This is a genomic window from Halalkalicoccus tibetensis (genome assembly GCF_037996645.1).
Taxonomy (GTDB): Archaea; Halobacteriota; Halobacteria; order Halobacteriales; family Halalkalicoccaceae; genus Halalkalicoccus; species Halalkalicoccus tibetensis.
The window spans coordinates 592,591-614,423 of record NZ_JBBMXV010000004.1 but is presented as its reverse complement, the minus strand read 5'-3'; the positions used below and the strand labels follow the sequence as shown (position 1 = coordinate 614,423).

Sequence of the window (21,833 nt, the reverse complement as noted above, 5' to 3'; positions counted from 1 at the left end):
GAACTGATCGAGCGCGACGCCGAACGCGGACTGGCGACGCTCTGTGTCGGCTTCGGGCAGGGCGCGGCCATCGAGTTCTCCCGGTAGAACCGGTCAAGCCGTCCGTCCCGCCTCGGGTACCGGATGGCGCGCGCGCACCCGCGTTCAGTCGTGGATCAGGACGTCGAGGACGGTCGGCCCGTCGCTCGAAAGGGCGTCCTCGACGGCGGGGGCGATCTCTTCGGGCGTCTCGACCGACCGTCCCTCCGCCCCGTGGCTCTCGGCGTTGGCGGGGATGTCGACGGGCGGCTCGAAGTCCAGCCCGACGTAGTCGTGATCGGCATCGCTTCCCCCGAGGAGCTTGATCGTGTTGTCCTTCAGGATGCGGTAGTTGCGGTTGTCGGCGACCACGACCGTCAGGTCGATCCCGTGGCGCGCGGCCGTGTGGAGCGCGTGGGGGTAGTAGAGATAGGAGCCGTCGCCGACGAAGCCCACGACGTCCCGCGGCGCCTCGCGCTCCCCTTCGGCGACGGCCGCCCCGATCGCCGCCGGGGGCCCGTAGCCCAGCCCGCCGCCCTTGTTCGAGATCATCCCCTCGGGCTCGAGCGGCCACCGGTTCAACAGCACGTACTTCGAGGTGACGCCCTCGTCGACGACGTACGCGTCGGCGGCACCCTCCCGGAGGCCGTCGACCAGTTCGGTCTTCGAGGCGCGGGGGTCGTCCTCGCCGTCGCCGGTCCCGACCGACGCCAGGCGCTCGGCGATCGACTCGCGAACCCCCGCGACGCGTTCGAGGCGCTCGCGCCGGGCGGCGTCGCCGAGCCGTTCCGCGACGCGGTCGGCCAGCTCGGCCATGACCTCGCCGGGGTCGCCGAGCACGGCGGCGTCGGCGGGCTGGTGCTTGCCGAGCTCCCAGGCGTCCTGGCCGAGGTGGATGCAGGTCGTCTCGGGGTCCACGAGGGGGTTTTCGTGGCGGACGAGCGTCGTGTTGGTCGAGCAGCCCGCGAACACCAGCGTGTCGGCGTCCATGAACTCCGCGGCCAGCTCCTCGTCGGGCGGGATGTAGGACGCCCACTGCTCGTGTGCGGTCGGGAAGTTCACCTCGCAGGCGAGGATCTCGCCGTGGACGCGGAGGCCGGCGGCTTCGGCGAGTGTCACCGCCGAGTCGACGGCGTCGCGCCCGGCGCGGGCGACGTGGTCGCCGACGACTAGGACGGGGCTCTCGGCCGCCACGAGCAGCTCCGCGGCCCGGTCGATCTGGCTCCGGTCGCCGCGGCCGGCGGTGGGGATCTCGCCCAGCCGCTCGGGCTCGGCGTCGGTCTCGGCCATCATCGTATCCAACGGGAGGCCGAGGAAGACGGGGCCGGTCGGGGGTGTGAGCGCGGTCCGGAACGCGCGGCGGACCATCGCGGGCAGCGCGTCGACGTCGAGCACCTCGGCGCTCCACTTGGTGAACTCCTCGGCCATCCCTACCAGGTCGCCCGAGAGGATCGGCTCCTCGTGGCGGAAGTCGGCGCTGTGGTTGCCCGCGGTGACGACCACGGGCGCGCCCGCGATCTTCGCGGCGTAGAGGTTCCCCAACCCGTGGGCCAGCCCCGGCGCGAGATGGAGGTTCGCCACGCCCACCGGCAGCACCGACGGATCGTCGTCGGCGTGATACCGCCGGGTGCTGGCGTAGCCGCCGGCCATCCCTACTGCGATGTCCTCGTGAAGCCCGAGGACGTACTCGATCCCGCTGTCGGCGAGCGAATCGAGCACGGGGAGCTCGGTCGTCCCGGGGTTTCCGAAGACGTGGGTGACCCCGTACTGTTCGAGGGCCGCGACGAAGAGGTCGGATCCTGTCGGCATGCCCCCCGATAGGGAGGGAGCCGTCAAAAAGGGGTGCTCACGAACGGGCTCTTCTCGGGTTCTACAGCCCCGGGTAGTCGGCGTACCACGGGTTCACCGTCTCGTAGGCTGCGCTCGCCGCGAGGACGGTCTCGTCGGCGAGGCGCGGGCCCACGAGCTGCATCCCGACCGGGAGACCCTCGTCGGTGAGCCCCGCCGGGACCGACGCCGCCGGGTTGCCCGTCATGTTGAAGACGGCCGTGATGAGCCAGCCGAGGATCGGGTCGGTTTCGACGCCCTCGATCTCGGTCGGGCCGAGCTCGTCGTTCGGGAACGGCGGCACCGAGAGCGTCGAGGTCACGAGCAGGTCGTACTCCTCGAAGACCGCCTGGATCCCCCGGTGGATCCGGGTCCGCTGCCTGTTGTTCATCGCGACGTCCATCGCGCTCAGCGACCGGCCGTACTCGACGAGCCCGATCAGTTCGTCGGGGAACAGTTCGCGGTCGGCCCCGACAACGTCGATACCGTAGTCGGCCATGAGGTTGCCGGCGACCTCGGCGTAGGCCGTCGTCCACATGATCCGCAGCGACTCGATGAGCTCCTCGTACTCGAGCCCGAGGTCGACGTCGATCACTTCGACGGTCGCGCCGGCCTCGCTGATCGTCTCGACGGCCTCGTCGATGACCTCCCGTACCTGCCGGTCGACGGGGTAGACACCCAGATCGGGGCAGTAGGCGACCTTCAGCCCCTCGACACCTTTCTCGAGCGCGCCGAGGTAGTCTACGTCGTTTGGAAGACAGTGTGGGTCGGTAGCGGTGGGCCCGGCCATCACCGAAAGCGCGAGCGCCGTGTCTTCGACGGTTCGCGTCTGGACGCCCTGTTGGGTGAACGTCGACCCGCCCTCGAAGGGCGTGCCCTCGGGGCGGGCGATCCGGCGGAACGAGGGGTTGAAGCCGTACGTTCCGGTGAACGACGCCGGGATTCGGATCGAGCCGGCCCCGTCGCTGCCCGTCCCGAACGGGATCAGCCCGTCGGCAACGGCCGCCGCGCTCCCGCCCGAGGAGCCGCCCGAGTTCAGATCGAGGTTGAACGGCGTCGACGTCGGCCCGGCGACGAGGCTGTCCGTCTTCCCCATGTAGCCGTACTCCGGGGTGTTCGTGGTACCGATCACGATTGCCCCAGCATCGAGCAAGCGCTGGACCGCGTGGCTCGTCCCCTTGGCGATCCGCCCGTCGAAGGCGGCCGACCCGGAGGTGAACCGGACGCCGGTCACCGAATCGACGTCCTTGACGCCGAAGGGGACGCCGTGGAGCGCTCCGAGTTCGTCGCCCCGCGCGACCGCCCGCTCGGCCTCTATCGCGGCGGCGCGGGCTCGCTCGGGGATCACCGTCACGAACGCGTTGAGCCCGCCGTCGCGGGCCTCGATACGGTCGAGGAACAGCTCGACGACCTCCACCGGCGACACCCTGCCCGCACGGATCCGCTCCGCGAGCGCCGCGGCCGACGTGAAGGGGTCGAACCGCTCGTCGGCGACCGCGGACGGGACGGGGGTACCGGCATCGCTCAGCTCCGGTGCCGTCTCCGGGGCCACCGGGCCCGTCACGCCCGTGTTTCCGCCCACCTCGAGATCCACAAATGGTTCGTCCTCGGAAGAAATACTGCTAGTTTGTCTGCTCTTATCCTCATACGACATATATACATGATATATGACGGGGGAGATGTTAAGGGTTCCCCTAGTCACGTGCGATCGTATGTGATGCGGACCGACCGATCCGCCTCCGGGAGCCTGTCACCCTCTAGGGAGTCAGTCGGTGGTCTGGAGGATCAGCTGCGCCGCCTCCTCGGGGACGTCCCAGTGTGGGTAGTGGCCACCGTCGTCGAACCAGTACACCTGGGCGTTCGGAAACCGCTTCATGGCCCGCTTCGCCTGCCGGGGCAGCGTCAGGCGATCCTTGCGGCCCCAGCCTATCGTGACCGTGCCGGGCGTCGATCCCGTCCCCTCTTGGGCGGGACCGAAGGCCAGTCGGTGCACGAGCTCGTCGAAGACCGGCGAGTCGGCGAACGTCCGCAGCTCCTCGGCGGTGACGTCCGCGGGCAGATCCCAGGGCCGTGCCGAGAGCTGGGCCAACAGCAGGGTTCGGCCCACGGCGCTCGCCGCGAGCCGGTCGTGGACCGGCCGGAGCAGCCGGACCAGCCGGATCGACGGGGCGATCGTCGCGTAGAAGAAGTACCGCTCCCAGCCCGTCCAGAACCCGCCGGGGGCGAGCGCGACGGTGTCGCCGACCGCGCCGCGGCGCGCGAGCTCGAGCACGAGCCGCCCGCCCATGGAGTTGCCGACGACGTCGACCTCCTGGAGATCCTGGGCCTCGAGGAAGGAGACGACCGAGTCGGCCAGCGTGTCGATCGAGGTCTCGCCGGACAGCGGCGGGGTCTCGCCGTGGCCGGGGAGGTCGACCGCGATCACCTCGCGCTCGGCGGCCAGCGCGTCGAGCACGGGCTCCCACGTCCGCCAACTGCCGCCTAGCCCGTGAACGAGAAGCAACGGTTCGCCGGCTCCCCGCCGTCTATGATTCAGTTCCATGATAGCAACTGACGCCCCAACCGGGTAGTGGTTCCGTTTCGATCGCTCATGTGATTCGATCGTCGTCGCGGTCGCCGGCGTCCGGGATCGAACGTATGGACCGAGTCAGCCCGACCGAGATCCGCTCGTTCAGCCGGGTTTATCCGAACCACGGCACTGTCGCTCCGAGCCGTGTTTCCGAGTCGTTTCCGCTACGGACGATGCTCCTACGGCTAAGCACGTTGCAGCGATAAAAACAGCAAGCGCGTCTCAGTGCCACCAAGCGGTGGCGGGCTGAGGGCGTTTTAGTTGCGAACGACGTTGGTCGCGCGCGGGCCCTTGGGGGCCTGTTCGATGTCGAACTCGATGTCCTGTCCCTCTTCGAGGTCCGGGCCGCCAACGTCCTCCATGTGGAAGAAAACGTCCTCGTCCGCGTCCTCAGTCGTAATAAATCCGTAACCGCCAGTGTCGTTGAAGAAATCAACCTTTCCGTTTGCCATTGCAAACAAATGTACGCCCAGTAGCCGGATAAGGGTTCCGAGGGTCGTGCTCGCACGACCACCTAGTAGGACGAACACGGTTCCGTCCCGTTCGGCCGAAACCAGGGATCGGACCGAGGTTCACTCCTCCGTCGCCGATTCGCCCTCGCCCTCGTCCTGGATGTCGGTCACGACGCCGGCGCCGGTCTCCTCCGTGACGACGTTACCTTTCTCCACGAGGTCGTCGACGACCGTCGCGAACTTGTCGGACTCGAGGGTCTCGTACTCGCCGTCGAGCCCCTTCCAGAGGCTGTAACAGAGCACGAGGAGGACGAACGCGAACGGGAGGCCGGCGGTGATCGACGCGGTCTGCAGCGCGGCGAGGCCGCCGCCGATCAGCAACACCGCGGCGACCGTCCCCTCGGCGAGGGCCCAGGCGACGCGCTGGTTCTTCGGCGCCTCGTGCATCCCACCCGACGAGATGTGTCCGAGGACCAGCGAGCCCGAGTCCGAGGACGTGACGAAAAAGGTCATCACGAGGACGACGGTGATCACAGAGAGGACCGCCGTCAGCGGCAGCAGCGTGAAGAGCTCGAACATCGCGACCTCCTCGCCGGCCTCGAAGACCGTCCCCATGATCGTCTGCTCAGTGAACAGCTCGAACTGGAGCGCGGTGCCGCCGAAGACCGCCATCCAGAAGAAGGAGAACAGCGGCGGGAGGAACAGCACGGCGAAGACGAACTCGCGGACGGTTCGGCCCCGCGAGATGCGCGCGATGAACATCCTGACGAACGGCGACCACGCGATCCACCAGCCCCAGTAGAAGAGGGTCCACTCGCCTTGCCAGCCCGCGTAGGGCGACTCGCCGTAGGAATCGGTCCACAGCGCCAGTTCGGGGAAGTTCACGAGGTAGTTGCCGAGGGCCTGGGGGAACGTCCCCAGAACGAACAGCGTCGGGCCGGCCAACAGGACCATTACCATCAACAGCACCATCAGCCGGACGTTGAACTGGCTCAGCCGGCGGATCCCCTCGTGCATCCCGAGGCCGACCGAGACCAGCGCGATCACCGTGATCACCGCGATGATCACTACTTGAGTGCCCGTCCCGTTGGGGACGGCGACGCCGAACACCTCGGGGCCGATAAACGAGATGCCGGCGTTGATCTGGAGCGCCCCGAGCCCGAGCGAGGTCGCGATGCCGAACAGCGTCGCGAACACCGTCAGGACGTCGATGAGATGCCCCCACCAGCCGTGGATGCGTTCACCCAACAGCGGCCAGAACACCGACCGGAACGTCATCGGCAGCCCGCGGTTGAACGTGAAGAAGCCGATCCCGAGCCCGACGAGCGCGTAGACCCCCCAGGGGTGAAAGCCCCAGTGGAGATAGGTGATCGCCATCGCGGTCTCCGCGGCCGCCTCGGTCTCCGGCTCGGCGCCGAACAGCGGGTCCGCGAAATGGAAGAGCGGCTCGCCGACGCTCCAGAACATGAGGCCGATCCCCATCCCGGCGCTGAACAGCATCGCGAACCACGAGAGGTCGCTGAACTCCGTGTCGGCGTCGACGCCGCCGAGCCTGATCCGTCCGTACTTGCTCGCCCCGAAGAACAGCACCGAGACCATGAAGACGTTCATCGCGAGGACGTAGAACCAGCTGAAGTTCGCGTTCACGCCCTCGAAGGCCCAGTCGAACCCCTGCTCCGCCCGGTCCGGAAACAGCAGCGTGATGGCGACGAACAGTACGATGACGGCCGACGAGATGAGGACCACGTGGGGCTGGACGTCCAGCCCGGCGACCTGAACGTTCGTCCCGCCCGGCTCGGTTTCCGTGTCCGCCTCGAACAGCTCGTTCGTGATCCCCTCGTCGTGCGGGGAGCCGTCCTCCGCCATCACCGCCCCCCGTCCCGCGGGTTCCCAGCAGTTCGTCTCCCCGACGCGCCGGGCGGCCGGGTCGGTCCTACTCGAACGCGTCCGTCATCCATCGGTCGACGTCCCCTGACGTCCCTCGGTCCGACGACGCACACACCGGCTCACGTCCATACGTGTTCCCACTCATCAACTCGTGTAATCAAGCTACTGTTTGCCGGCCGCGGGAACCGCGCAGTGGCGGGTGCAGAGTACCCGTCCGCTCACGCTCACTCCGCGGCCTCGTTCCCCGAGATCTCCCGAGCGTAATGCAGGAAGGTGTCGGCCGAGCCGACCACGATGCGAGCCTCGACCGTCACGGTCTCTATCCCCACCAACGCGACCCGGGTCCAGAGGTCGACGACGACACCCCTGTCCAGGACGCGATCCAGCACCTCGGCGAGACCTGCCGTGCTCGGTCGGACGGATCCCATTGCGACGTGTGGTACGAGGTCTCTACACGGGCCCTTAGCGTTTCCCTGATATATTCACGAAGGGGAGGTCGTAACCAAGGTGCGGAGGGCGCGCCGGCCGGTTTCGGGGGCTACGACAGGGCCGGGAAGGGTCCCGTCTCGCCCCCGCAGTACCGCACGCTACCGGTAGAGAAGGCTCTCCCGGAACTGGATGAGGTGGCTGTCGCGGGTCGCCGACGGGACCGCGTCACCGTCGACGAACCGGTAGTGCTCGTCGGTCAGCGCCGTCAGACACTCCGCCAGCGCGTCGACGTTCCGCTGGGCGATCGTTCCGCTCTTCCCGGGGTCCTGCTCGGCGATGCGGACGTTCTCCTCGATCCGTGCGGCGTTGATCACGATCGTGTCGGTTCCGCGCGAGCGAAAGACGTGCGTGAACCGCTCGAGCACGGAGAGGACGCCCTGGAGACGGCCGTCCGACTCGGCCGTCCCGAAGAGGCTCGCCCCCGGCGGGAACAGCGACGGATCCCCCTCCGTGTCGGTCAGCTCGGCGGTGAACCCGTTCCGGTGCGTCTCCGTCAGCAGCGCCGTCACGGCCGCCTCGGCTTCCGGGGAGAGCTCCTCGGTGACCTCGAGCAGGAGGTACTCGCCGGTCAGTTCCTCGGGCGAGATCGGGGCACTGTACCGCTCGGGACGCCCGCCTCCGGTGGGAACGTGCTGCAGAACGCCGCTGAAGATGGACTTGAGAGTAAACATCCTTCTAGGATCAGACACGTGACTCGGGGGTAAACGTTTCGGTTGAATGATACTGCTAGGATACTAGCAATAGGGTCATGCCGATCGTGGCGCCGCTCACCGCTCGCCCGCGGATCGATCACGACAGAACCAAACCGGCGGTCTCCGTTGGGGATGGTATGCGTTCACTCGCCTCCCACCCACAGTTCGCCGGTGATCTCTTCGAGACCGTCCAGCTGTCGGGGGCGTTCAGGGACTCGAAGACCTTCGTCGACGCCGTCCCCGACGGCGAGGTGGAGGCGATCCGCGAGCGCTTCGAGGACGAACACGCGGCCGAGGAGTTCGACGCGAAGGGGTTCGTCTCCGAGACGTTCTCGCTGCCCGAGGACCCCGTCACCGCCGCCGACCCCACCGAGGTCTCGATGACGTGGTACATCGACGAGCTCTGGGAGCACCTCATCAGGGAGCCAAGCGAGGAACGCGAGTGGAGCACCCTGCTTCCCGTCCCGCGTCGGTACGTGAGCCCTGCCGTCGCTCTTCTACTGACCGCTCGTCGCCACCGGTCGCGTACTTCAGTCCTATGCCCGTTCTCACGCCCTGACGATCGGCGCCACAGCTTATCGGCCGTCGTCCCCTATTCGAACCCGCGGCGTCGGGGACCACGATGGATGGGCCCGCAGTCGACGCCGCACGAGGTGCCCCTGACAACACCCTTTTTCGAGCGTTCGACCGCCGTCGGAGGCTATTCGCGCGTGATCGGTGGCGAGCCGATCGGGAGGGGGTACACTGGTACTCCCTTCGATCCGACGGCCGCCCGCGCCGACCGGTAGCCGACCGCATCGTCGAGGTCGTTCCGCGGCGAGAACGGGACGCGGTGGACGACGACGAACCCGCTCGTAACCTGTGAGACCATAGCACCGCCGGATCGCCCGGCCGGCGTTCCGACGCTCCGTGCCCTACTCGTCCGCGTAAACCGTATGGCGATACACGAACCACGCCCCAGCGGGATCGAGGGTTCGCGGAACACGGACCTCAACTCCGGGTGAGGGCGTATCGGCGTACCCGTCACCAGCACCCCTCCGAGCGACCGCGATATTCCCGAACGGGCCGGCGCCCTGCCCGTCAGTAGCCCGACCGACCGCGGCGTGGGGATCCTACCGGGCTACGAAACCCCTTCACGAATCGATCGTAATCGGATACGGTTACACCACTCGGTTTGACACCGGGTCGTGCTTGGCCCGTTCCACCGATTGAGGGCCGACAGCAGGGGATATTTCGGCCATACAGTATGATGTCGGGAAGACGTGATGTAACCGGAAGACGCTACATTCGTCGACGTAGTTCAGAAAAACTTAATAGATGCTCATCTCACGATGTATCTATGGCGATACAACGACGTGAGTTCCTCTCGGTCGTCGGGAGCGGGGCGGCGGCTGGGCTGGCCGGATGTACGGGTCTGTTCTCCGATGAGGGCGGAAACGGGGGGGACGGGGACGGAGGATCGGGTGCCGATATCGAGGGCGAGGAGCTGGTGCTGACGACGACGACCAGCACCTACGACACCGGCCTCTTGGACGAGGTCAACGCGGCCTTCGAGGAACGGTTCGGAACGCCCGTTCAGGCGATCTCCCAGGGGACGGGCGCGGCCCTGGAGACCGCCCGCAGCGGGGACGCCGACGTGATCATGGTCCACGCCCGGAGCCAGGAGGACGAGTTCATGGAGGAGGGCCACGGGGTGAATCGCCGGGACCTGATGTTCAACGACTTCGTGATCGTCGGGCCGGCTGACGATCCGGCCGGCATCGAGGGTACCGAAGGAGCCGAAGAGGCGTTCGCGACCATCGCGGAGAACGAAGCGCTGTTCGCCTCGCGGGGCGACGACTCGGGAACCCACGGTACCGAACTCGGGATCTGGGAGGAGTCCGGCGTCGAGCCGGGTGGCGAGTGGTACCTCGAGACCGGCCAGGGGATGGGCGACACGCTCAACCAGGCCAGCCAGCAGGGCGGCTACACCCTCGCGGACCGGGGGACGTTCATCTCCCAGCAAGAGGAGATCGAGCTCGGGATCCTCGTCGAGGGGCCCGTCGAGGGCGGCCCCGAACTGCTCGCCAACCCATACGGGATCGTCGCCGCGAACCCCGCGGTTCACGAGGACCGGAACTACGACCTCGCGATGGGGTATATCGGCTTCCTCACGGGGCAAGAGGGGCAGGACGTCATCGAGAACTACGAACTCGACGGCGAGCAGCTGTTCTTCCCCGAGGCGATCTCCGAGGACCCGAACTTCGGACAGTACGTGCCCGAGGACTGGCAGCCCGACGGTGGCACTGAAGCGGGCGAGGACGAGACCGATACGTGATGGCCGTCGAGGCGCTCGCGTTCGCGTTCGTCGAGCTCCCCTTCGAGAGCCACTACATCTCGAGCGTCGTCCGCGTCTCGCTGTACGTCAGCCTGATCGCCGTGACGATCTCGACGCTGTTCAGCCTGCCCGTTGCGATACTCGTCGGGTTCAAGGAGTTCCCCGGCAAGGGGCTCGTGACCGCCGTGATCAACACCGGGATGGGGTTTCCGAGCGTCGTCGTCGGTCTCGTGGTCCTCTTTCTGGTATCGAACCAAGGCCCGCTCGGCGCGTTGAACCTCGTGTTCACGCCCGAGGCGATGATCATGTCACAGTTCGTGCTCGCCACCCCGGTCATCACCGGGGTAAGCCTCGCGGCCGTCACCAGCGTCGAGCAGAACGTCCGCGACGCGGCCTACGTGATGGGCGGCACGCGCCTCGACGTCGCGCTGGTCGTGATCAAGGAGGCCCGCTTCGGGATCGCGACCGCCGTTTTGGCGGGCTTTGGCCGCGCGATCAGCGAGGTCGGCTCGGTCCTGATCGTCGGGGGTAACATCGCGTACGCCGACGGGACCTCCTACACCCGGAACCTCACGACGGCGATCCAGCTCGAGGCGCGCCAGGGCCGCTTCGAGACCGCGATGTTCCTCGGGGCGATCCTCGTCACGATCGTCCTGCTGGTCAACTGGCTCGTCGGCCGCCTCGGCGGGGGTGGTCGGACGCGATGAACGCGGTCCTCGACGTCGAGGGGCTGCGACACGCCTACGGCGAACCGGTGTTCGACGACGTCTCGATGGCCGTCGATCGCGGCGAGATCCTCGCGATCATCGGCCCCTCCGGCGTCGGGAAATCGACCCTGCTCCGGCTGCTCGCGCTGTTCGAGCAGCCCGACGGGGGAACGATCAGCTACGACGGGACCGACGTCTGGAGCATCTCGGAGGGCCAGCGACTCGCGCTGCGCCGGAACGTCGGCATGGTGTTCCAGGAGCCGAGCCTGTTCGACACCTCGGTCCGGGAGAACGCCGAGTACGGGCTCCGCGTCCGCCAGTCGTGGGCTGACCGGATGAAACGCAACGCCGCCGAGCTCGTCGGCAAGCGAAACGGGACCAGCGAGGCGGCACTCGAAGCCCTCGATGTCGTCGGGCTCGTCGAGAACGAGGGCCAGAACGCGCGGTCCCTCTCGGGGGGCGAGGCCCAACGGGTCGCCTTCGCCCGCGCGCTCGCGTACGAGCCGGACGTGCTACTGCTCGACGAACCGACCTCGGACCTCGACCCGCGGAACACCGCCGTGCTGGAGGGCGCGATCGGGGAGGCCCGCGACCGGGGGATCGGGACCGTCGTCGCGACCCACGACATGCACCAGGCCGAGCGGATCGCCGACCGGGTGGCGGTCCTGCTCGATCAGGGAGTCATCGAAGTCGGCCCGACCGAGCGGGTCTTCGAGGACCCGCGCGACGATCGCACCCGGAAGTTCATCGACGGGGAGTTGGTCTACTGAGGGCGGGCGCGGCGGTCCGGTTCACCTAGTTCTCCCGGCTCAGTCCGGCGTCCAGCGGACGTCCGAGAGGGTCCGCTGGACGGCCTCCTGGCCGACCGCGGCGGCGAGCTCCTCGAACCCCTGGCGCACCAGCCGGTCGTCGGCGTTGGCCACCAGCCGCGAGACGATGAACTCCGGCGTCGAGCGCCCGACGGTCCCGAACCGGGGCTGGTAGTCGACCCGCAGCTCCAGCTCGGGGGTCAGCCCCTCGGCGAAGATGCCGTCGATCCGCGCGGCCGCCGGCAGCGGCTCGAGGTCCGCCGCGAGATGGGTGACGAAGACGCCCAGGGCGTCGCGCTCGACAGTCAGGCCGACGAGGCCGTTCAGCAGGTCGGCCGCCCGCCCGGGCTCGGTGATCGCCTCGAACTCGTCGACGAGCATCAGCGTCCGGCCGTCGGCGACCAGCGGGGGCACCACCGACCGCAGCGTCGACTCCAGGACGCCCGCGTTGAACGAGGCGTGGCGCCGATGGAATACGACGTGGTCGAACGAGCCGACGCGGGCCGCCTCGGCCGGGACGGGAAGCCCCATCGAGGCGAGGACGGCGACCGCACAGAGCGTCTCCAGCAGCGTCGTCTTCCCGCCGGAGTTCGCGCCCGTCAGCACGGCGACCCGGTCGCCGACGGGCGGCCGGGGCGACTCTGACTCCGGGATCTCGTGGGGCCCGACCGCGTACGTCACCGGCTGGACCTCGCCCGGAAGGAACGGGTTCCGGGCGTTTCGCACGGCCATCCCGTCCTCGACGAGCTCCGGACGACGCAGGTCGTACTCGGCGGCGAACCGGCCCAGCGAGAGGCTGAACGCGACGTCCGAGACCGCCTCGACGGCCGTCTCGACGTCGCTGCCGGCGTCCTCGACGGCCGCGCGGAGCGAGCCCGCCACCTCCCGCTCGCGGGTCTCGGCGTCGGCCTCGAGCTCTTCGACGAGGGCCCGGAGGGTGCCCGAGACGAAATCGGCGCTGTCGACGGCGTCCTCGACGGCCGCGGCCCGGATCGTCCCCCGGTCGATCCCGCTCTCCCCGGCCACGTACTCGATCACGGCGCCCCGGAACTCCTCGAGGTCCCGCGTGCCGGCCTCCCGCACCGACTCGATGACGTCGAGCGCCGACCCCTCGAGCTCCTCGGCCGCCGCGAGCCGCTCCCGGGCGCGGTCGAGCTCCTCGTCGGCGCCCGAAAGCACCTCGAGCCCGCCGTCGGTCTCGCGGAGGTAGCCGAGCGCGCCGGCGGCCTCCCGGAGGTCCGCCCCGTCCAGCCCCGCCAGCACGTCGAACGCCTCGCCCTCTAGCTCCGCCTCCCGGAGCGCCAGCACCGCCTCGACGGCCGCGCGGTCGGTCCCGCCGGCCGCGTCGTACTCCTCGAACGCCTCGAGGACGCGCCGGCGCTCCCCCTCGTCGAGCGACTCCCAGGCGTCGCGGGCGGCGAGGACCTCGTCGAGGCGCTCTGCGGCCGCCGCCCGGTCGGAGAGCGGCGTCAGGACGCGAATCCGGTCCGCGGCCCCGTCGGTGACGGCGTACTCGGCGGCCAGCGAGAGCAGCTCGTCGTAGACCGAGCGGGCGTCGCCGGTCGCCAGGGTGTCGAGGCCGGCCTCGCCGTGGGCCCGCCGGAGGATCCGCGTCGCCCGGCCGCGGGCGACGCCGGCCCCGACGAGCGTCCCGACGGAGCCGGCCTCGATGGCGCGGATCGCGTCCTCGACGCCTAGCTCCTCGGCCAGCAGCTCGCTCGTCTTGGGGCCGATGCCCCAGTACTCCTCGAGGCTCATACGCCGAGGTGGCGGGGCGAGCCCTTTGCCGTTTTCATACCCGCCCGACCACGAGGGATTCTCGGACCCGCTCGCGGGCGGATGGCGTGTATTCATTAGCCCCGGTCGGGAACCCCCGACGGTGATCGTGGGAGCGATACGGACGGTCTGGGCGAGCCCTGCACGCCGGCGATGGGTACTGTGGGGGATCCTCGCGCTGTCGTTCCTGCTGGTGAACGTCTACCGGCTCTCGACGGCGGTCATCTCGGCGGAGCTGATGGACGCGCTCGGGACGACGGGCGCCCAGCTCGGCACCCTGCATGCGGTCTTCTTCCTGGTCTACGCGGTGATGCAGATCCCGACGGGGATCCTCGTCGACCGCGTCGGGCCGCGGCTCACCGCCGCGGGCGGGGCGGCAGTGATGAACGCCGGCGCGATCTGGTTCGCGCTCGCGGGCAGCTACGGCGCCGCCCTCGGCGGACGATTTCTCGTCGGTCTCGGCGGGAGCGTGATCTTCGTCTCGATGCTGCGGTTCTGTGCGAACTGGTATCGGATCGACGAGTTCGCGACGATGAACGGGCTGAGCTTCGCCGTCGGCGGGCTGGGCGGCGTCCTCGCGACGACCCCGTTCGCGCTCGCCGTCGACGCCGCCGGCTGGCGGCAAACGGTGCTCGCCCTCGGGCTGTTCGGTCTCTGTGTCGCGGTCGCGACCGCGGCGCTCGTCCGCGATTCGGCCGAGCGGGCGGGGCTGGCGCCGATCGAGGACGTCCCCGAACAGCCCCGGCTGTCGGTGGCGGAGATCCGTCGGTTCACCGGCCGGATCGTCGCCGACCGATGGACGTGGGCGGTATCGGTGCTCCTCTACTGCACCGGGGGCGTGAACCTGACGCTGATCGGACTGTGGGGGATCCCCTACGTCGTGCAGGTCCATGACGTCTCGGTGACGATCGCGTCGACGATCACGCTGCTCGGCGGCGTCGGCGCCGTCGTCGGCCCCCCGGTGTTCGGCCGGCTCTCGGATCGGACGGATCGCCGGACCGAGTTCATCGTCGCCGGCGCGATCGTCCACACGGCGGCCCTGGGCGCGATCGCGGCAGTCGGCGACCCGCCGCTGGTCCTGGTCGGGGCGGCCTTCTTCGTCCTCGGGGGCCTGCTGGGGGCGTTCGTGCTGACCTACCCGATGATCCAGGCCCGCTACGACGACAGGGCGAGCGGCATCGCGCTGGGGACGATAAACGGGGCGTCGTTCTTCGGGGCGGCGTCGTTCCCGACGCTCATGGGCTGGGCGCTCGACGTCTACTGGACCGGCGAGTACGTCGACGGCGTCCGGGTATACACGACGACGGGCTACCGCGCCGCCTTCGGGATCGGCGCCGCAGCCGGCCTCGTCGCGATCGGCTGTGCCCTCTGGCTCCACCGGCGTGCCGACTGAAGGGACAGGACGGGACGGTTTTTCCCGGGGAGCGGCTCGCCCCCCTCAGATACCGAGGATCACCTGTGCCAGCCCCAGGAAGATGAAGAACCCGAGCACGTCCGTCGCGGTCGTGATGAAGATCGTCGCCGAGGTCGCCGGATCGGTCCCGGCCCGGTCGAGGAGCAGTGGGATGATCGTTCCGAAGAACCCGGCGATGACGAGGTTCAGCACCATCGAAGTGCCGAGAACGAGACCCAACAGCGGGCTCTGGTTGAACACCGTCGCGATCGCCGCGACCAACAGCCCGGTGATCGCCCCGTTGGCGGCCCCGGCGATGATCTCGTTGAGGACGGCGCGCCCGCCGGTCGACAGCGAGACCTGATCGAACGCGAGCCCGCGGACCGTCACCGCCATCGATTGCGTTCCCGCGTTCCCGCCCATCCCGGCGACGACCGGCATGTAGACGGCGAGCAGCGTGAACGCGGCGATGGTGTCCTCGAACAGCCCGACGACGGCCGCCGCCAGAAACGCCGTCCCGAGGTTGACGATCAGCCACTTATACCGGTTCCGGACCTTCGAGAGGGGGCCGTCGAGGATGCTCTCCTCCTCGGTGACGCCCGTGAACTCGTAGAGGGTCCTGCTCGCCTCCTTCTCGAGGACCCGGAGGAGGTCCTCCGCGTAGATGACTCCCAGAACCGTATCCTCTCCCTCCTCGCGATCGAGGACCGCGACCGAGCTCTCGGGGTTCGCCCGGAACACCTCGATGACCTCCTCCTGCTCGTCGTCGAAGTCGGCGGTCGGCGTGTCGTGGACGTAGTCGGTGATCGCTTCGGAACCGGTCGTCGTCGCCAACGCCTGTCCGGGTAGCTCGCCCAGGAGCCGTCCCCCCTCCATGACGAAGACCGTGGGGAACCGGTCCGTTCGGTCCTCGTACCGACGCACGCGCTCGGTCACCTCCTCGAAGCTTCGCTGGCTCCCGACCGTGACGTAGTCGAGATGCATGAGCCCCGCGGCGCTCTCGGGGTCGAACTCGAGGAGGAACTCGATGCGCTCCCGGCGGTCGTCGTCGAGCCGGCGGAGGATCTCCTCCTGGCGGTCCTCGTCGGCGAGCGCGAGGACGTCGGTCGCCTCGTCCGGGTCGAGCCGTCGGACGAAGCCCTGGAGCTGCTCGCGCGTCAGGTCCTCGACGACGCTCCGTCGAACGGAGTCGGGGAGCTGGAAGAACACCTCCCGCTGGCGTGGCCAGGGGAGCGCCCGGAACTCGTCGCCCGGGGCCGTCGAGGTGGCGAGGGTCCGCTGAACGTCCGCCGAAGTATCCGCCATGGACCAACCGGTTACCCCGAAGACTAAGACCTTGCCATGGAGACCGGTCGCCCGACCGGGATCGGTCGCTGTCGCCCGGAAACGGTCGGAAACCGTTCCCCTCGCTCCCGTTCCCGGGAGCGATTCCGAGTACGGGCCGTGAGACGGGCGTCTTCCGTACGGAGAGGACGTCTCCCTGCATACGAAAGGGGAGCCGATATGCGGGTATGCGTCCCATCCCGGGACACGGACGACGACTCACCGACGCTTTTCGGGAGCGATCCCCGTCGGCGACGTACTGAGGCAGGACCGCCCGACGTGCTGTACACCGTCACATCATGCAACTCAGCCTCGAACTCGAATACTGGACCATTGATAGCACGGGCGCGCTCGCGCCCGCAACACCGGTACTCGACCGTATCGACGACCTCGACGCCGAGAGCGCGGACCCCCTGCTGGAGGTCGTCACCGACCCCTGCGACGGCGTAGCCGAACTCGAAGCGGAGGTCACGGCGCGCCTCCGGGAGGCGATCGACGTCGCCCGGGAGGAGGACCGACGCCTCGTCCCGCTGAGCACACCGCTCAACGCCGGCTCGATCAGCACCAGCGACGGCCCGCGGACCGAGATACAGCGTCGGGTGCTCGGCGAACGGTTCGCGGACGCCACCCGCTGTGCGGGGACGCACCTGCATATCGATCAGATCGCCGGCGCCGAGACCGACCAGCTGAACCTGCTGACCGCGCTGGATCCCGCGTTCGCGCTCGTCGCGAGCTCGGGACACCACCGGGGTGAGGCCGTGGCCAACTGTGCGCGCCCCCACGTCTACCGCCGGGGCTGCTACGGCGACCACCCCGAACTCGGCCGGCTCCGGCCCTACGTCGACGATACCGCGGAGTGGGACGAACGGGTCGCCGACAGCTTCGAGCGCTTCCGGCGGGAAGCGATGGCCGAGGGCGTCGATCCGGCGGCGTTCGAGGAGCAGTTCACCCCGGAGGACTCGACCTGGACGCCCGTCCGGCTGCGCGAGGAGTTCGGGACGATCGAGTGGCGGGCGCCGGACGTGGCGCTGCCCGGCCAGATCCTGCGGCTCGTGACGGACGTCAGGAACGCCGTCGACAGCGTGGTGGATCGGGGCCTCGAGATCGGCGGCCGGCCCGGCGTCACGGGGGAGAGCGTGACGGTTCCCGAGTTCGACCGGCTTCAGGAGCACACCCGGGCGGCCATCGACGACGGACTCGACGCACCCGCCGTCTCGCAGTATCTGGAGCGGATGGGGTTCGACCCCGCGGACTACCGGCCGATCGCGAAGGAGTGCGAGCACGTCTCCCGGCTCTCGCGGGAGCGCGCGAGGCGGCTCAGGCTCCGGTACGCCGACCGGCTCGAATGGGAGGTCGAGGCCCTCTCGGACGACGTGTCGAAGCGGGCGGCGGTCCCCCGGTCGAAGACGCAGCGCCGCGTCCCGACGGTGCGAAGCAGGACCGTCTGAACCCGATAGACCGTCCGATCGCTCCGCGGGACCCTGTCCACGGCTCAGCCACCGAACGTGCGGACGACGTAGAGCAGGGCCCACGCGGCGATCCCGAGGCCGACCCAGAGCTCCGCGACCCGCATCGGGACGCGCCTGATCGCGACGAGCCCCCCGAGGACCAGCAGCCAGCCGATCGGGACCGCCGCCCAGACCGCGACGGGCGGCCACCGGATCCCGACCAGCACCGCAGCGACGAGTATCAGCGCCGACGAGAGTCCCCAGCCCGTCCGGATCTCGCCGCGCGTGGCGTTGACCATGCATGACAGTCACTACCACTGTACATATCAAATTTTCTAATTAATTCATTCTATAGAGTATGAAAACAACCGATCCGGTCGAGGGGCCGGGCGAATCGGCGGGGACACCCGGCCGCCCGGTCGACCGAACCTGCTCGAGTCACCGTGCCCGGGTCGGTGGGGAGGGGAGTGTTCGTTTCGGTCCTCTGCTGAGAGAACGGCGACGAAACGGCCGAGGGCTGCGGGCCGAAATGTATTTGAGGGCGGAAGATTTCGTGGGTGACACGTACGCTTCGACCCGATCGTGCCGATCGGCGGGACGACCGAGGCCGGCGGTGGCGACCACTGAACCATATGGCACTCTGGACGATGCTCGGGGGACTGATCCCGCTGCTCTCGATCGGCCTGCTCAGCGTGCTCCTCTACGTCTGGCTTCGCAACTACCGCCAGTACCGGACGGGGTTGACCCTCGGCTTTCTCAGTTTCGGGGTCGCGCTCTTCCTGGAGAACGTGACGGTCCTCTACATGTGGTATATGATGGAGATGATGTACGCGACCGCGACCGCGATGCAGCGGGTGTTCCTGCTCGCGTCCGCGCTCGAGTTCCTCGCGCTCGCGATCATCACCTGGGTAACGCTCCGCTAGCCGTCGATCGTGCTCGCGGCGAACCGGATCCGAAACGGAGGACGGGACTGCGCTCTATAGTCGTGCCCCTGACGAGGCACGGGTGGCCGTAGCGGCTCCGGCCTGTTGAAATCACCGATCGGTCGAACGACGAACCCGTTCGAACGTGTCGGACGGCCGTGGAGCCCCGCCGAGCGGTGTAGAAAGGGGGCGGCCCGGCCGACGGCGCTATTCCTCCCAGTCGACGGCCGCGCTCCCGGGCTGGGTGTCGGCTTCGAGGACCCGATAGGAGTTCGTGGCACAGCACTGTTCCTCGTTGCCGATCGGGTGGATGGCCCCGCTCTCCCGGACCCGAACCGGCATGAGCTGGCCGCAGCCGTCACACACCGCCACGGCCTTCTCCTTCCCGTTTCCCTCCCCGGACATGGTTTCGTGGACGTATCGCCGGCTGCTCCCCATAGACATATCGGTCAAAGCGGATGCTGCCGGTTGCGAAGCCGTTCCCCGATCCGCTCGGGAGGCGTCGGCCGCTAGTCGGTCGTCCCCGCCTCGGTACTCAGGTCGTCGATGTACTGGTCCTCCCACTCGCGGCGCGCCTCGAGCTCGCGGCGCCCCCGGTCGGTGAGGACGTACATGTTCGTCCGCTGATCGAGCTCGCCCTTCTTGACCAGTCCCTTCTCGACGAGCGTATCGAGGTTCGGATACAGCCGTCCGTGGTGCACCTCGCTGTCGTAGTACTCCTCGAGAACGTCCTTGAGCTTCAGGCCATGCGGTTCGTCGAGTCCGGCGATGACGCAGAGGAGATCGCGCTGGAACCCCGTCAGATCGTTCACGTCATTTCTCGGACCGGGATTGTTGTCAAATTTTCGTATATTCTCGCACTCAGGACGGTGAATTGAATGCCACGGGAGCCGGCCGCGAATCCCGGTGCGACGGCGACCCGACCGGGACGATCGTGTCCGAGAACCATCGCTGAGGCCACCGAAGGGCGATCCCGAACGCCGGGATCGGCCGGGCGGGCTCACCCCGGAAAACGCTGCCCCTCGGAATACACCTCGCCGGGAGCGTTACCCTTTCTCCCGCGACTCCCCGATCGAGGGATGATGCGATCCTATCTCGACGAGTTCGATCGCCGTGACTGGCAGGAGGAATCGCCCGACGGGACGGTACGACTGGCCGTCATCGGCCTGGGCTGGTTCGCCCGTGAACAGGCCCTCCCCGGTATCGAGAAGAGCGAGTTCTCCGAGACGACGGTGCTGGTCACGGGCTCGCCCGAAGCGAGCCAGCAGCTCGCCGCGGAGAACGGCGTCGAGCACGTCCTCTCCTACGAGGCGTTCCACGACGGCGAGGCCGAGGACGCCTACGACGCGGTCTACGTCGCGACGCCGACGGGCCGCCACCTCGAGTACGTCGAGACGGCCGCCGACCTCGGGAAGGCCGTGCTCTGCGAGAAGCCCATGGAGAAGACCGTCGAGCGCGCCGAGCGCCTCCAGGAGACCTGTGAGGAGGCGGGCGTCCCGCTGATGGTGGGTTACCGCCCCCGGCTGGAGCCCGACTTCCGGCGCGCGCCCGCGAGCTGATCCGCGAGGGCGTCATCGGCGAGGTCACCGAGGTCCACGCGCAGTTCTCCTTCGAGGTCCTGGAGATGGGCGGGCCCGACCAGTGGCGCATCGACCGCGAGCTCGCGGGCGGGGGATCGCTGATGGACGCGGGCGTCTACACCGCGACGGCCGCCCACTTCTTCGCCGATAGCGAGGCCGTCTCGGTGCAGGGCGAGACCGTCTCGGAGCACGAGGCCTTCGACGAGGGCGTCGACGAGCGCGGGGTCTACACGGTCCAGTTCGAGAACGGCGTCACCGCATCGTGTTCCGCGAACTTCACCGGCTCGTACAACGACTGGGTCGAGGTCACCGGCACCGAGGGGACGCTGCGGATCGAGCCCGCCTTCTGGTTCAACGTCGATCGCGAGCTCACCGTCGATCGCGGGGACTGGGACGTGACGATCGGTGCCCCGTCGGTCGACGAGGTCACCGAGGAGTTCGACCACTTCGGCTACTCGGTCCTGACCGGGACCGACCCCGAGCCCGACGGCGACGTCGGGATCGCCGACATCGAGCTGCTCGAGGGCGTCTACGAGTCCGCAGAGACCGGCGAGCGCGTCCGGCTCGACTGAGGGCGAACGTGCCTGCAGGGAGGGGTAACCACTACACTCGGAGGTTCATAGCGACCGGTGGGGATCCCCGTGGCGGAACGTATCGAGCAGCATCCGCTCGAAGCGCTCGCCGTCGACCGATTCGACGACGCGCGTTCGGGGCTCGCCGTCGGTGACGCCCAGCTCGTCGACGAGGCTGTAGCCCCGCGTCGGGCCCTCGCGGTCGTCGACCTCCACGTAGTAGGTTTCGGCACGCTCGACGATGTCGGGTTCGAGCAGCGCCGCGAGCGTCATCGAGTCGGGCTGGGTCGTCACGTCCGCGCCGAGCGCGTCGTTCTCCGACTGGCTGTTGAACTCCCTGACGGCGTCGGTGATCGTTAGGAAAAAGTCCGCCAGTGGAGTGTCGATGGCCGCGACTTCCTCGAAGGTCTCGGCATCGAACAGCGAATCGCGGACGGTCACGCCCCAGTCGACCAGCGTCGTCTCGAAGGCGTCCATGACGATCCGCGCGGCGTCGGGGTCGACCCAGAAGTTGTACTCCGCGGCGGGCGTGATGTTGCCGAGCGTGTTGACCGCCCCGCCCATGACCCATATTTCATCGAGGAGCGCGGGGAGCTCCGGCTCGCGCTGGTAGGCGAGCGCGACGTTCGTCAGCGGCGCGATGCACGCGAGCGTCACCTCGCCGGGGTGCTCCCTGGCGGTTCGGACGATCGCGTCGACCGCGTGCTCGTCGGCCGAGGGAATCCCGGTGTCGGGGAACAGTTCACCGCCGAGCCCACCCTCGCCGTGGACGTATTCCGCGGACTCGTAGCCCTTGAGCAGCGGCGAGCGTGCGCCCTCGTAGACGGGCACGTCGCTCGCGCCGGCCAGTTCGAGGGTGTACTTCGCGTTCTCGACCTGGTAGTCGAACGGGACGTTCCCGGCGGGGATCGTCAGCCCCTCGAGCTCGACGCGATCGGAGAGCGCCGCGAGCAGGATCGCCTGGGTGTCGTCGCCCGCGGTGTCGGTGTCCACCAGCAGTCGTCGGGGGTCGGAGCTCATGGCGGTCGTTGGATCCGAACGGAAAAGTCTC

Annotated in this window: 22 protein-coding genes; 9 read left to right on the top strand and 13 right to left on the bottom strand. The window is 68.6% G+C overall.

Annotation, left to right across the window (positions count from 1 at the left end):
* Positions 1-144: 144 nt before the first annotated feature.
* From WOA58_RS15950 to WOA58_RS15920, 7 genes are all read right to left on the bottom strand, one after another.
* Positions 145-1,827, bottom strand: a complete 1,683-nt coding sequence (locus WOA58_RS15950) for a thiamine pyrophosphate-binding protein (protein WP_340605265.1) — start codon at positions 1,825-1,827, stop codon at positions 145-147.
* Between the two features lie 61 nt (positions 1,828-1,888).
* Positions 1,889-3,439 (bottom strand): amidase, encoded by a 1,551-nt coding sequence (locus WOA58_RS15945; protein ID WP_340605264.1) that lies wholly within the window; start codon positions 3,437-3,439, stop codon positions 1,889-1,891.
* A gap of 171 nt (positions 3,440-3,610) precedes the next feature.
* On the bottom strand, positions 3,611-4,387 hold the full coding sequence (locus tag WOA58_RS15940; protein ID WP_340605263.1) for an alpha/beta fold hydrolase: 777 nt from the start codon (positions 4,385-4,387) through the stop codon (positions 3,611-3,613).
* Between the two features lie 284 nt (positions 4,388-4,671).
* A complete protein-coding gene (locus WOA58_RS15935; RefSeq protein WP_340605262.1) occupies positions 4,672-4,866 on the bottom strand; it encodes a cold-shock protein in 195 nt (64 codons plus the stop codon).
* A gap of 120 nt (positions 4,867-4,986) precedes the next feature.
* Positions 4,987-6,732, bottom strand: a complete 1,746-nt coding sequence (locus WOA58_RS15930; RefSeq protein ID WP_340605261.1) for a BCCT family transporter — start codon at positions 6,730-6,732, stop codon at positions 4,987-4,989.
* A gap of 245 nt (positions 6,733-6,977) precedes the next feature.
* Complete coding sequence (gvpJ, locus tag WOA58_RS15925) at positions 6,978-7,181, bottom strand: gas vesicle protein GvpJ (protein WP_340605260.1); 204 nt, start codon at positions 7,179-7,181, stop codon at positions 6,978-6,980.
* Between the two features lie 159 nt (positions 7,182-7,340).
* On the bottom strand, positions 7,341-7,913 hold the full coding sequence (locus WOA58_RS15920; RefSeq protein ID WP_340605259.1) for a hypothetical protein: 573 nt from the start codon (positions 7,911-7,913) through the stop codon (positions 7,341-7,343).
* 158 nt (positions 7,914-8,071) lie between these two features.
* On the opposite strand from WOA58_RS15920, the gene WOA58_RS15915 reads away from it, so the two are divergent.
* The 4 genes from WOA58_RS15915 to WOA58_RS15900 all read left to right on the top strand — a co-directional run bounded on the left by WOA58_RS15915 (position 8,072) and on the right by WOA58_RS15900 (position 11,728).
* Positions 8,072-8,722, top strand: coding sequence for a hypothetical protein (locus WOA58_RS15915; RefSeq protein WP_340605258.1), 651 nt, complete (start codon positions 8,072-8,074; stop codon positions 8,720-8,722).
* A 551-nt stretch (positions 8,723-9,273) separates the two neighbouring features.
* Positions 9,274-10,251, top strand: coding sequence for an ABC transporter substrate-binding protein (locus tag WOA58_RS15910; RefSeq protein ID WP_340605257.1), 978 nt, complete (start codon positions 9,274-9,276; stop codon positions 10,249-10,251).
* A complete protein-coding gene (locus WOA58_RS15905) occupies positions 10,251-10,958 on the top strand; it encodes an ABC transporter permease (protein ID WP_340605256.1) in 708 nt (235 codons plus the stop codon). The genes WOA58_RS15910 and WOA58_RS15905 overlap by 1 nt, the downstream gene beginning before the upstream one ends.
* Entirely contained in the window at positions 10,955-11,728 is a 774-nt protein-coding gene (locus WOA58_RS15900; RefSeq protein WP_340605255.1) for an amino acid ABC transporter ATP-binding protein, read from the top strand. The genes WOA58_RS15905 and WOA58_RS15900 overlap by 4 nt, the downstream gene beginning before the upstream one ends.
* Before the next feature lie 39 nt (positions 11,729-11,767).
* Here WOA58_RS15900 and WOA58_RS15895 read toward each other — a convergent pair whose 3' ends face one another.
* Positions 11,768-13,525: a DNA mismatch repair protein gene (locus WOA58_RS15895; protein WP_340605254.1), complete on the bottom strand. Its 1,758-nt coding sequence runs from the start codon at positions 13,523-13,525 to the stop codon at positions 11,768-11,770.
* Positions 13,526-13,652: 127 nt separating this feature from the next.
* Here WOA58_RS15895 and WOA58_RS15890 point away from each other — a divergent pair, with 127 nt between their 5' ends.
* Positions 13,653-14,936 carry an MFS transporter gene (locus WOA58_RS15890; RefSeq protein ID WP_340605253.1) on the top strand — a complete coding sequence of 428 codons (1,284 nt, stop codon included), beginning with the start codon at positions 13,653-13,655 and terminating at the stop codon, positions 14,934-14,936.
* Positions 14,937-14,981: 45 nt separating this feature from the next.
* Here WOA58_RS15890 and WOA58_RS15885 read toward each other — a convergent pair whose 3' ends face one another.
* Entirely contained in the window at positions 14,982-16,241 is a 1,260-nt protein-coding gene (locus WOA58_RS15885) for a magnesium transporter (RefSeq protein ID WP_340605252.1), read from the bottom strand.
* A 317-nt stretch (positions 16,242-16,558) separates the two neighbouring features.
* Between WOA58_RS15885 and WOA58_RS15880 the strand changes: the two genes are divergently transcribed.
* The gene (locus tag WOA58_RS15880; protein ID WP_340605251.1) at positions 16,559-17,707 is read left to right on the top strand and encodes a glutamate-cysteine ligase family protein; all 1,149 of its coding nucleotides are present in this window, start codon (positions 16,559-16,561) and stop codon (positions 17,705-17,707) included.
* 44 nt (positions 17,708-17,751) lie between these two features.
* On the opposite strand, the gene WOA58_RS15875 is transcribed toward WOA58_RS15880, so the two are convergent.
* A complete protein-coding gene (locus WOA58_RS15875) occupies positions 17,752-18,006 on the bottom strand; it encodes a hypothetical protein (RefSeq protein WP_340605250.1) in 255 nt (84 codons plus the stop codon).
* A 333-nt stretch (positions 18,007-18,339) separates the two neighbouring features.
* Between WOA58_RS15875 and WOA58_RS15870 the strand changes: the two genes are divergently transcribed.
* Positions 18,340-18,630 (top strand): hypothetical protein, encoded by a 291-nt coding sequence (locus tag WOA58_RS15870; protein WP_340605248.1) that lies wholly within the window; start codon positions 18,340-18,342, stop codon positions 18,628-18,630.
* A gap of 207 nt (positions 18,631-18,837) precedes the next feature.
* Here WOA58_RS15870 and WOA58_RS15865 read toward each other — a convergent pair whose 3' ends face one another.
* Both WOA58_RS15865 and WOA58_RS15860 read right to left on the bottom strand, forming a co-directional pair.
* Positions 18,838-19,035 (bottom strand): hypothetical protein, encoded by a 198-nt coding sequence (locus WOA58_RS15865; protein WP_340605247.1) that lies wholly within the window; start codon positions 19,033-19,035, stop codon positions 18,838-18,840.
* Positions 19,036-19,139: 104 nt separating this feature from the next.
* Positions 19,140-19,442 (bottom strand): PadR family transcriptional regulator, encoded by a 303-nt coding sequence (locus WOA58_RS15860; RefSeq protein ID WP_340605246.1) that lies wholly within the window; start codon positions 19,440-19,442, stop codon positions 19,140-19,142.
* Between the two features lie 270 nt (positions 19,443-19,712).
* Between WOA58_RS15860 and WOA58_RS15855 the strand changes: the two genes are divergently transcribed.
* Both WOA58_RS15855 and WOA58_RS15850 read left to right on the top strand, forming a co-directional pair.
* On the top strand, positions 19,713-20,189 hold the full coding sequence (locus WOA58_RS15855; protein ID WP_340605245.1) for a Gfo/Idh/MocA family oxidoreductase: 477 nt from the start codon (positions 19,713-19,715) through the stop codon (positions 20,187-20,189).
* Positions 20,186-20,782 (top strand): Gfo/Idh/MocA family protein, encoded by a 597-nt coding sequence (locus WOA58_RS15850; RefSeq protein WP_340605277.1) that lies wholly within the window; start codon positions 20,186-20,188, stop codon positions 20,780-20,782. The genes WOA58_RS15855 and WOA58_RS15850 overlap by 4 nt, the downstream gene beginning before the upstream one ends.
* Positions 20,783-20,827: 45 nt before the next feature.
* On the opposite strand, the gene WOA58_RS15845 is transcribed toward WOA58_RS15850, so the two are convergent.
* Complete coding sequence (locus WOA58_RS15845) at positions 20,828-21,802, bottom strand: nucleoside hydrolase (protein WP_340605244.1); 975 nt, start codon at positions 21,800-21,802, stop codon at positions 20,828-20,830.
* Positions 21,803-21,833 lie beyond the last annotated feature (31 nt).

What these genes read in the sequence shown, in the direction of transcription:
- WOA58_RS15950 (WP_340605265.1), bottom strand. Translation starts at nt 1,827, where the DNA reads ATGCCGACAGGATCCGACCTCTTCGTCGCGGCCCTCGAACAGTACGGG.
- WOA58_RS15940 (WP_340605263.1), bottom strand. Translation starts at nt 4,387, where the DNA reads ATGGAACTGAATCATAGACGGCGGGGAGCCGGCGAACCGTTGCTTCTC.
- WOA58_RS15935 (WP_340605262.1), bottom strand. Translation starts at nt 4,866, where the DNA reads ATGGCAAACGGAAAGGTTGATTTCTTCAACGACACTGGCGGTTACGGA.
- WOA58_RS15930 (WP_340605261.1), bottom strand. Translation starts at nt 6,732, where the DNA reads ATGGCGGAGGACGGCTCCCCGCACGACGAGGGGATCACGAACGAGCTG.
- gvpJ (WP_340605260.1), bottom strand. Translation starts at nt 7,181, where the DNA reads ATGGGATCCGTCCGACCGAGCACGGCAGGTCTCGCCGAGGTGCTGGAT.
- WOA58_RS15920 (WP_340605259.1), bottom strand. Translation starts at nt 7,913, where the DNA reads ATGTTTACTCTCAAGTCCATCTTCAGCGGCGTTCTGCAGCACGTTCCC.
- WOA58_RS15915 (WP_340605258.1), top strand. Translation starts at nt 8,072, where the DNA reads ATGCGTTCACTCGCCTCCCACCCACAGTTCGCCGGTGATCTCTTCGAG.
- WOA58_RS15910 (WP_340605257.1), top strand. Translation starts at nt 9,274, where the DNA reads ATGGCGATACAACGACGTGAGTTCCTCTCGGTCGTCGGGAGCGGGGCG.
- WOA58_RS15905 (WP_340605256.1), top strand. Translation starts at nt 10,251, where the DNA reads ATGGCCGTCGAGGCGCTCGCGTTCGCGTTCGTCGAGCTCCCCTTCGAG.
- WOA58_RS15900 (WP_340605255.1), top strand. Translation starts at nt 10,955, where the DNA reads ATGAACGCGGTCCTCGACGTCGAGGGGCTGCGACACGCCTACGGCGAA.
- WOA58_RS15895 (WP_340605254.1), bottom strand. Translation starts at nt 13,525, where the DNA reads ATGAGCCTCGAGGAGTACTGGGGCATCGGCCCCAAGACGAGCGAGCTG.
- WOA58_RS15885 (WP_340605252.1), bottom strand. Translation starts at nt 16,241, where the DNA reads ATGGCGGATACTTCGGCGGACGTTCAGCGGACCCTCGCCACCTCGACG.
- WOA58_RS15880 (WP_340605251.1), top strand. Translation starts at nt 16,559, where the DNA reads ATGCAACTCAGCCTCGAACTCGAATACTGGACCATTGATAGCACGGGC.
- WOA58_RS15875 (WP_340605250.1), bottom strand. Translation starts at nt 18,006, where the DNA reads ATGGTCAACGCCACGCGCGGCGAGATCCGGACGGGCTGGGGACTCTCG.
- WOA58_RS15870 (WP_340605248.1), top strand. Translation starts at nt 18,340, where the DNA reads ATGGCACTCTGGACGATGCTCGGGGGACTGATCCCGCTGCTCTCGATC.
- WOA58_RS15865 (WP_340605247.1), bottom strand. Translation starts at nt 19,035, where the DNA reads ATGTCCGGGGAGGGAAACGGGAAGGAGAAGGCCGTGGCGGTGTGTGAC.
- WOA58_RS15855 (WP_340605245.1), top strand. Translation starts at nt 19,713, where the DNA reads ATGCGATCCTATCTCGACGAGTTCGATCGCCGTGACTGGCAGGAGGAA.
- WOA58_RS15845 (WP_340605244.1), bottom strand. Translation starts at nt 21,802, where the DNA reads ATGAGCTCCGACCCCCGACGACTGCTGGTGGACACCGACACCGCGGGC.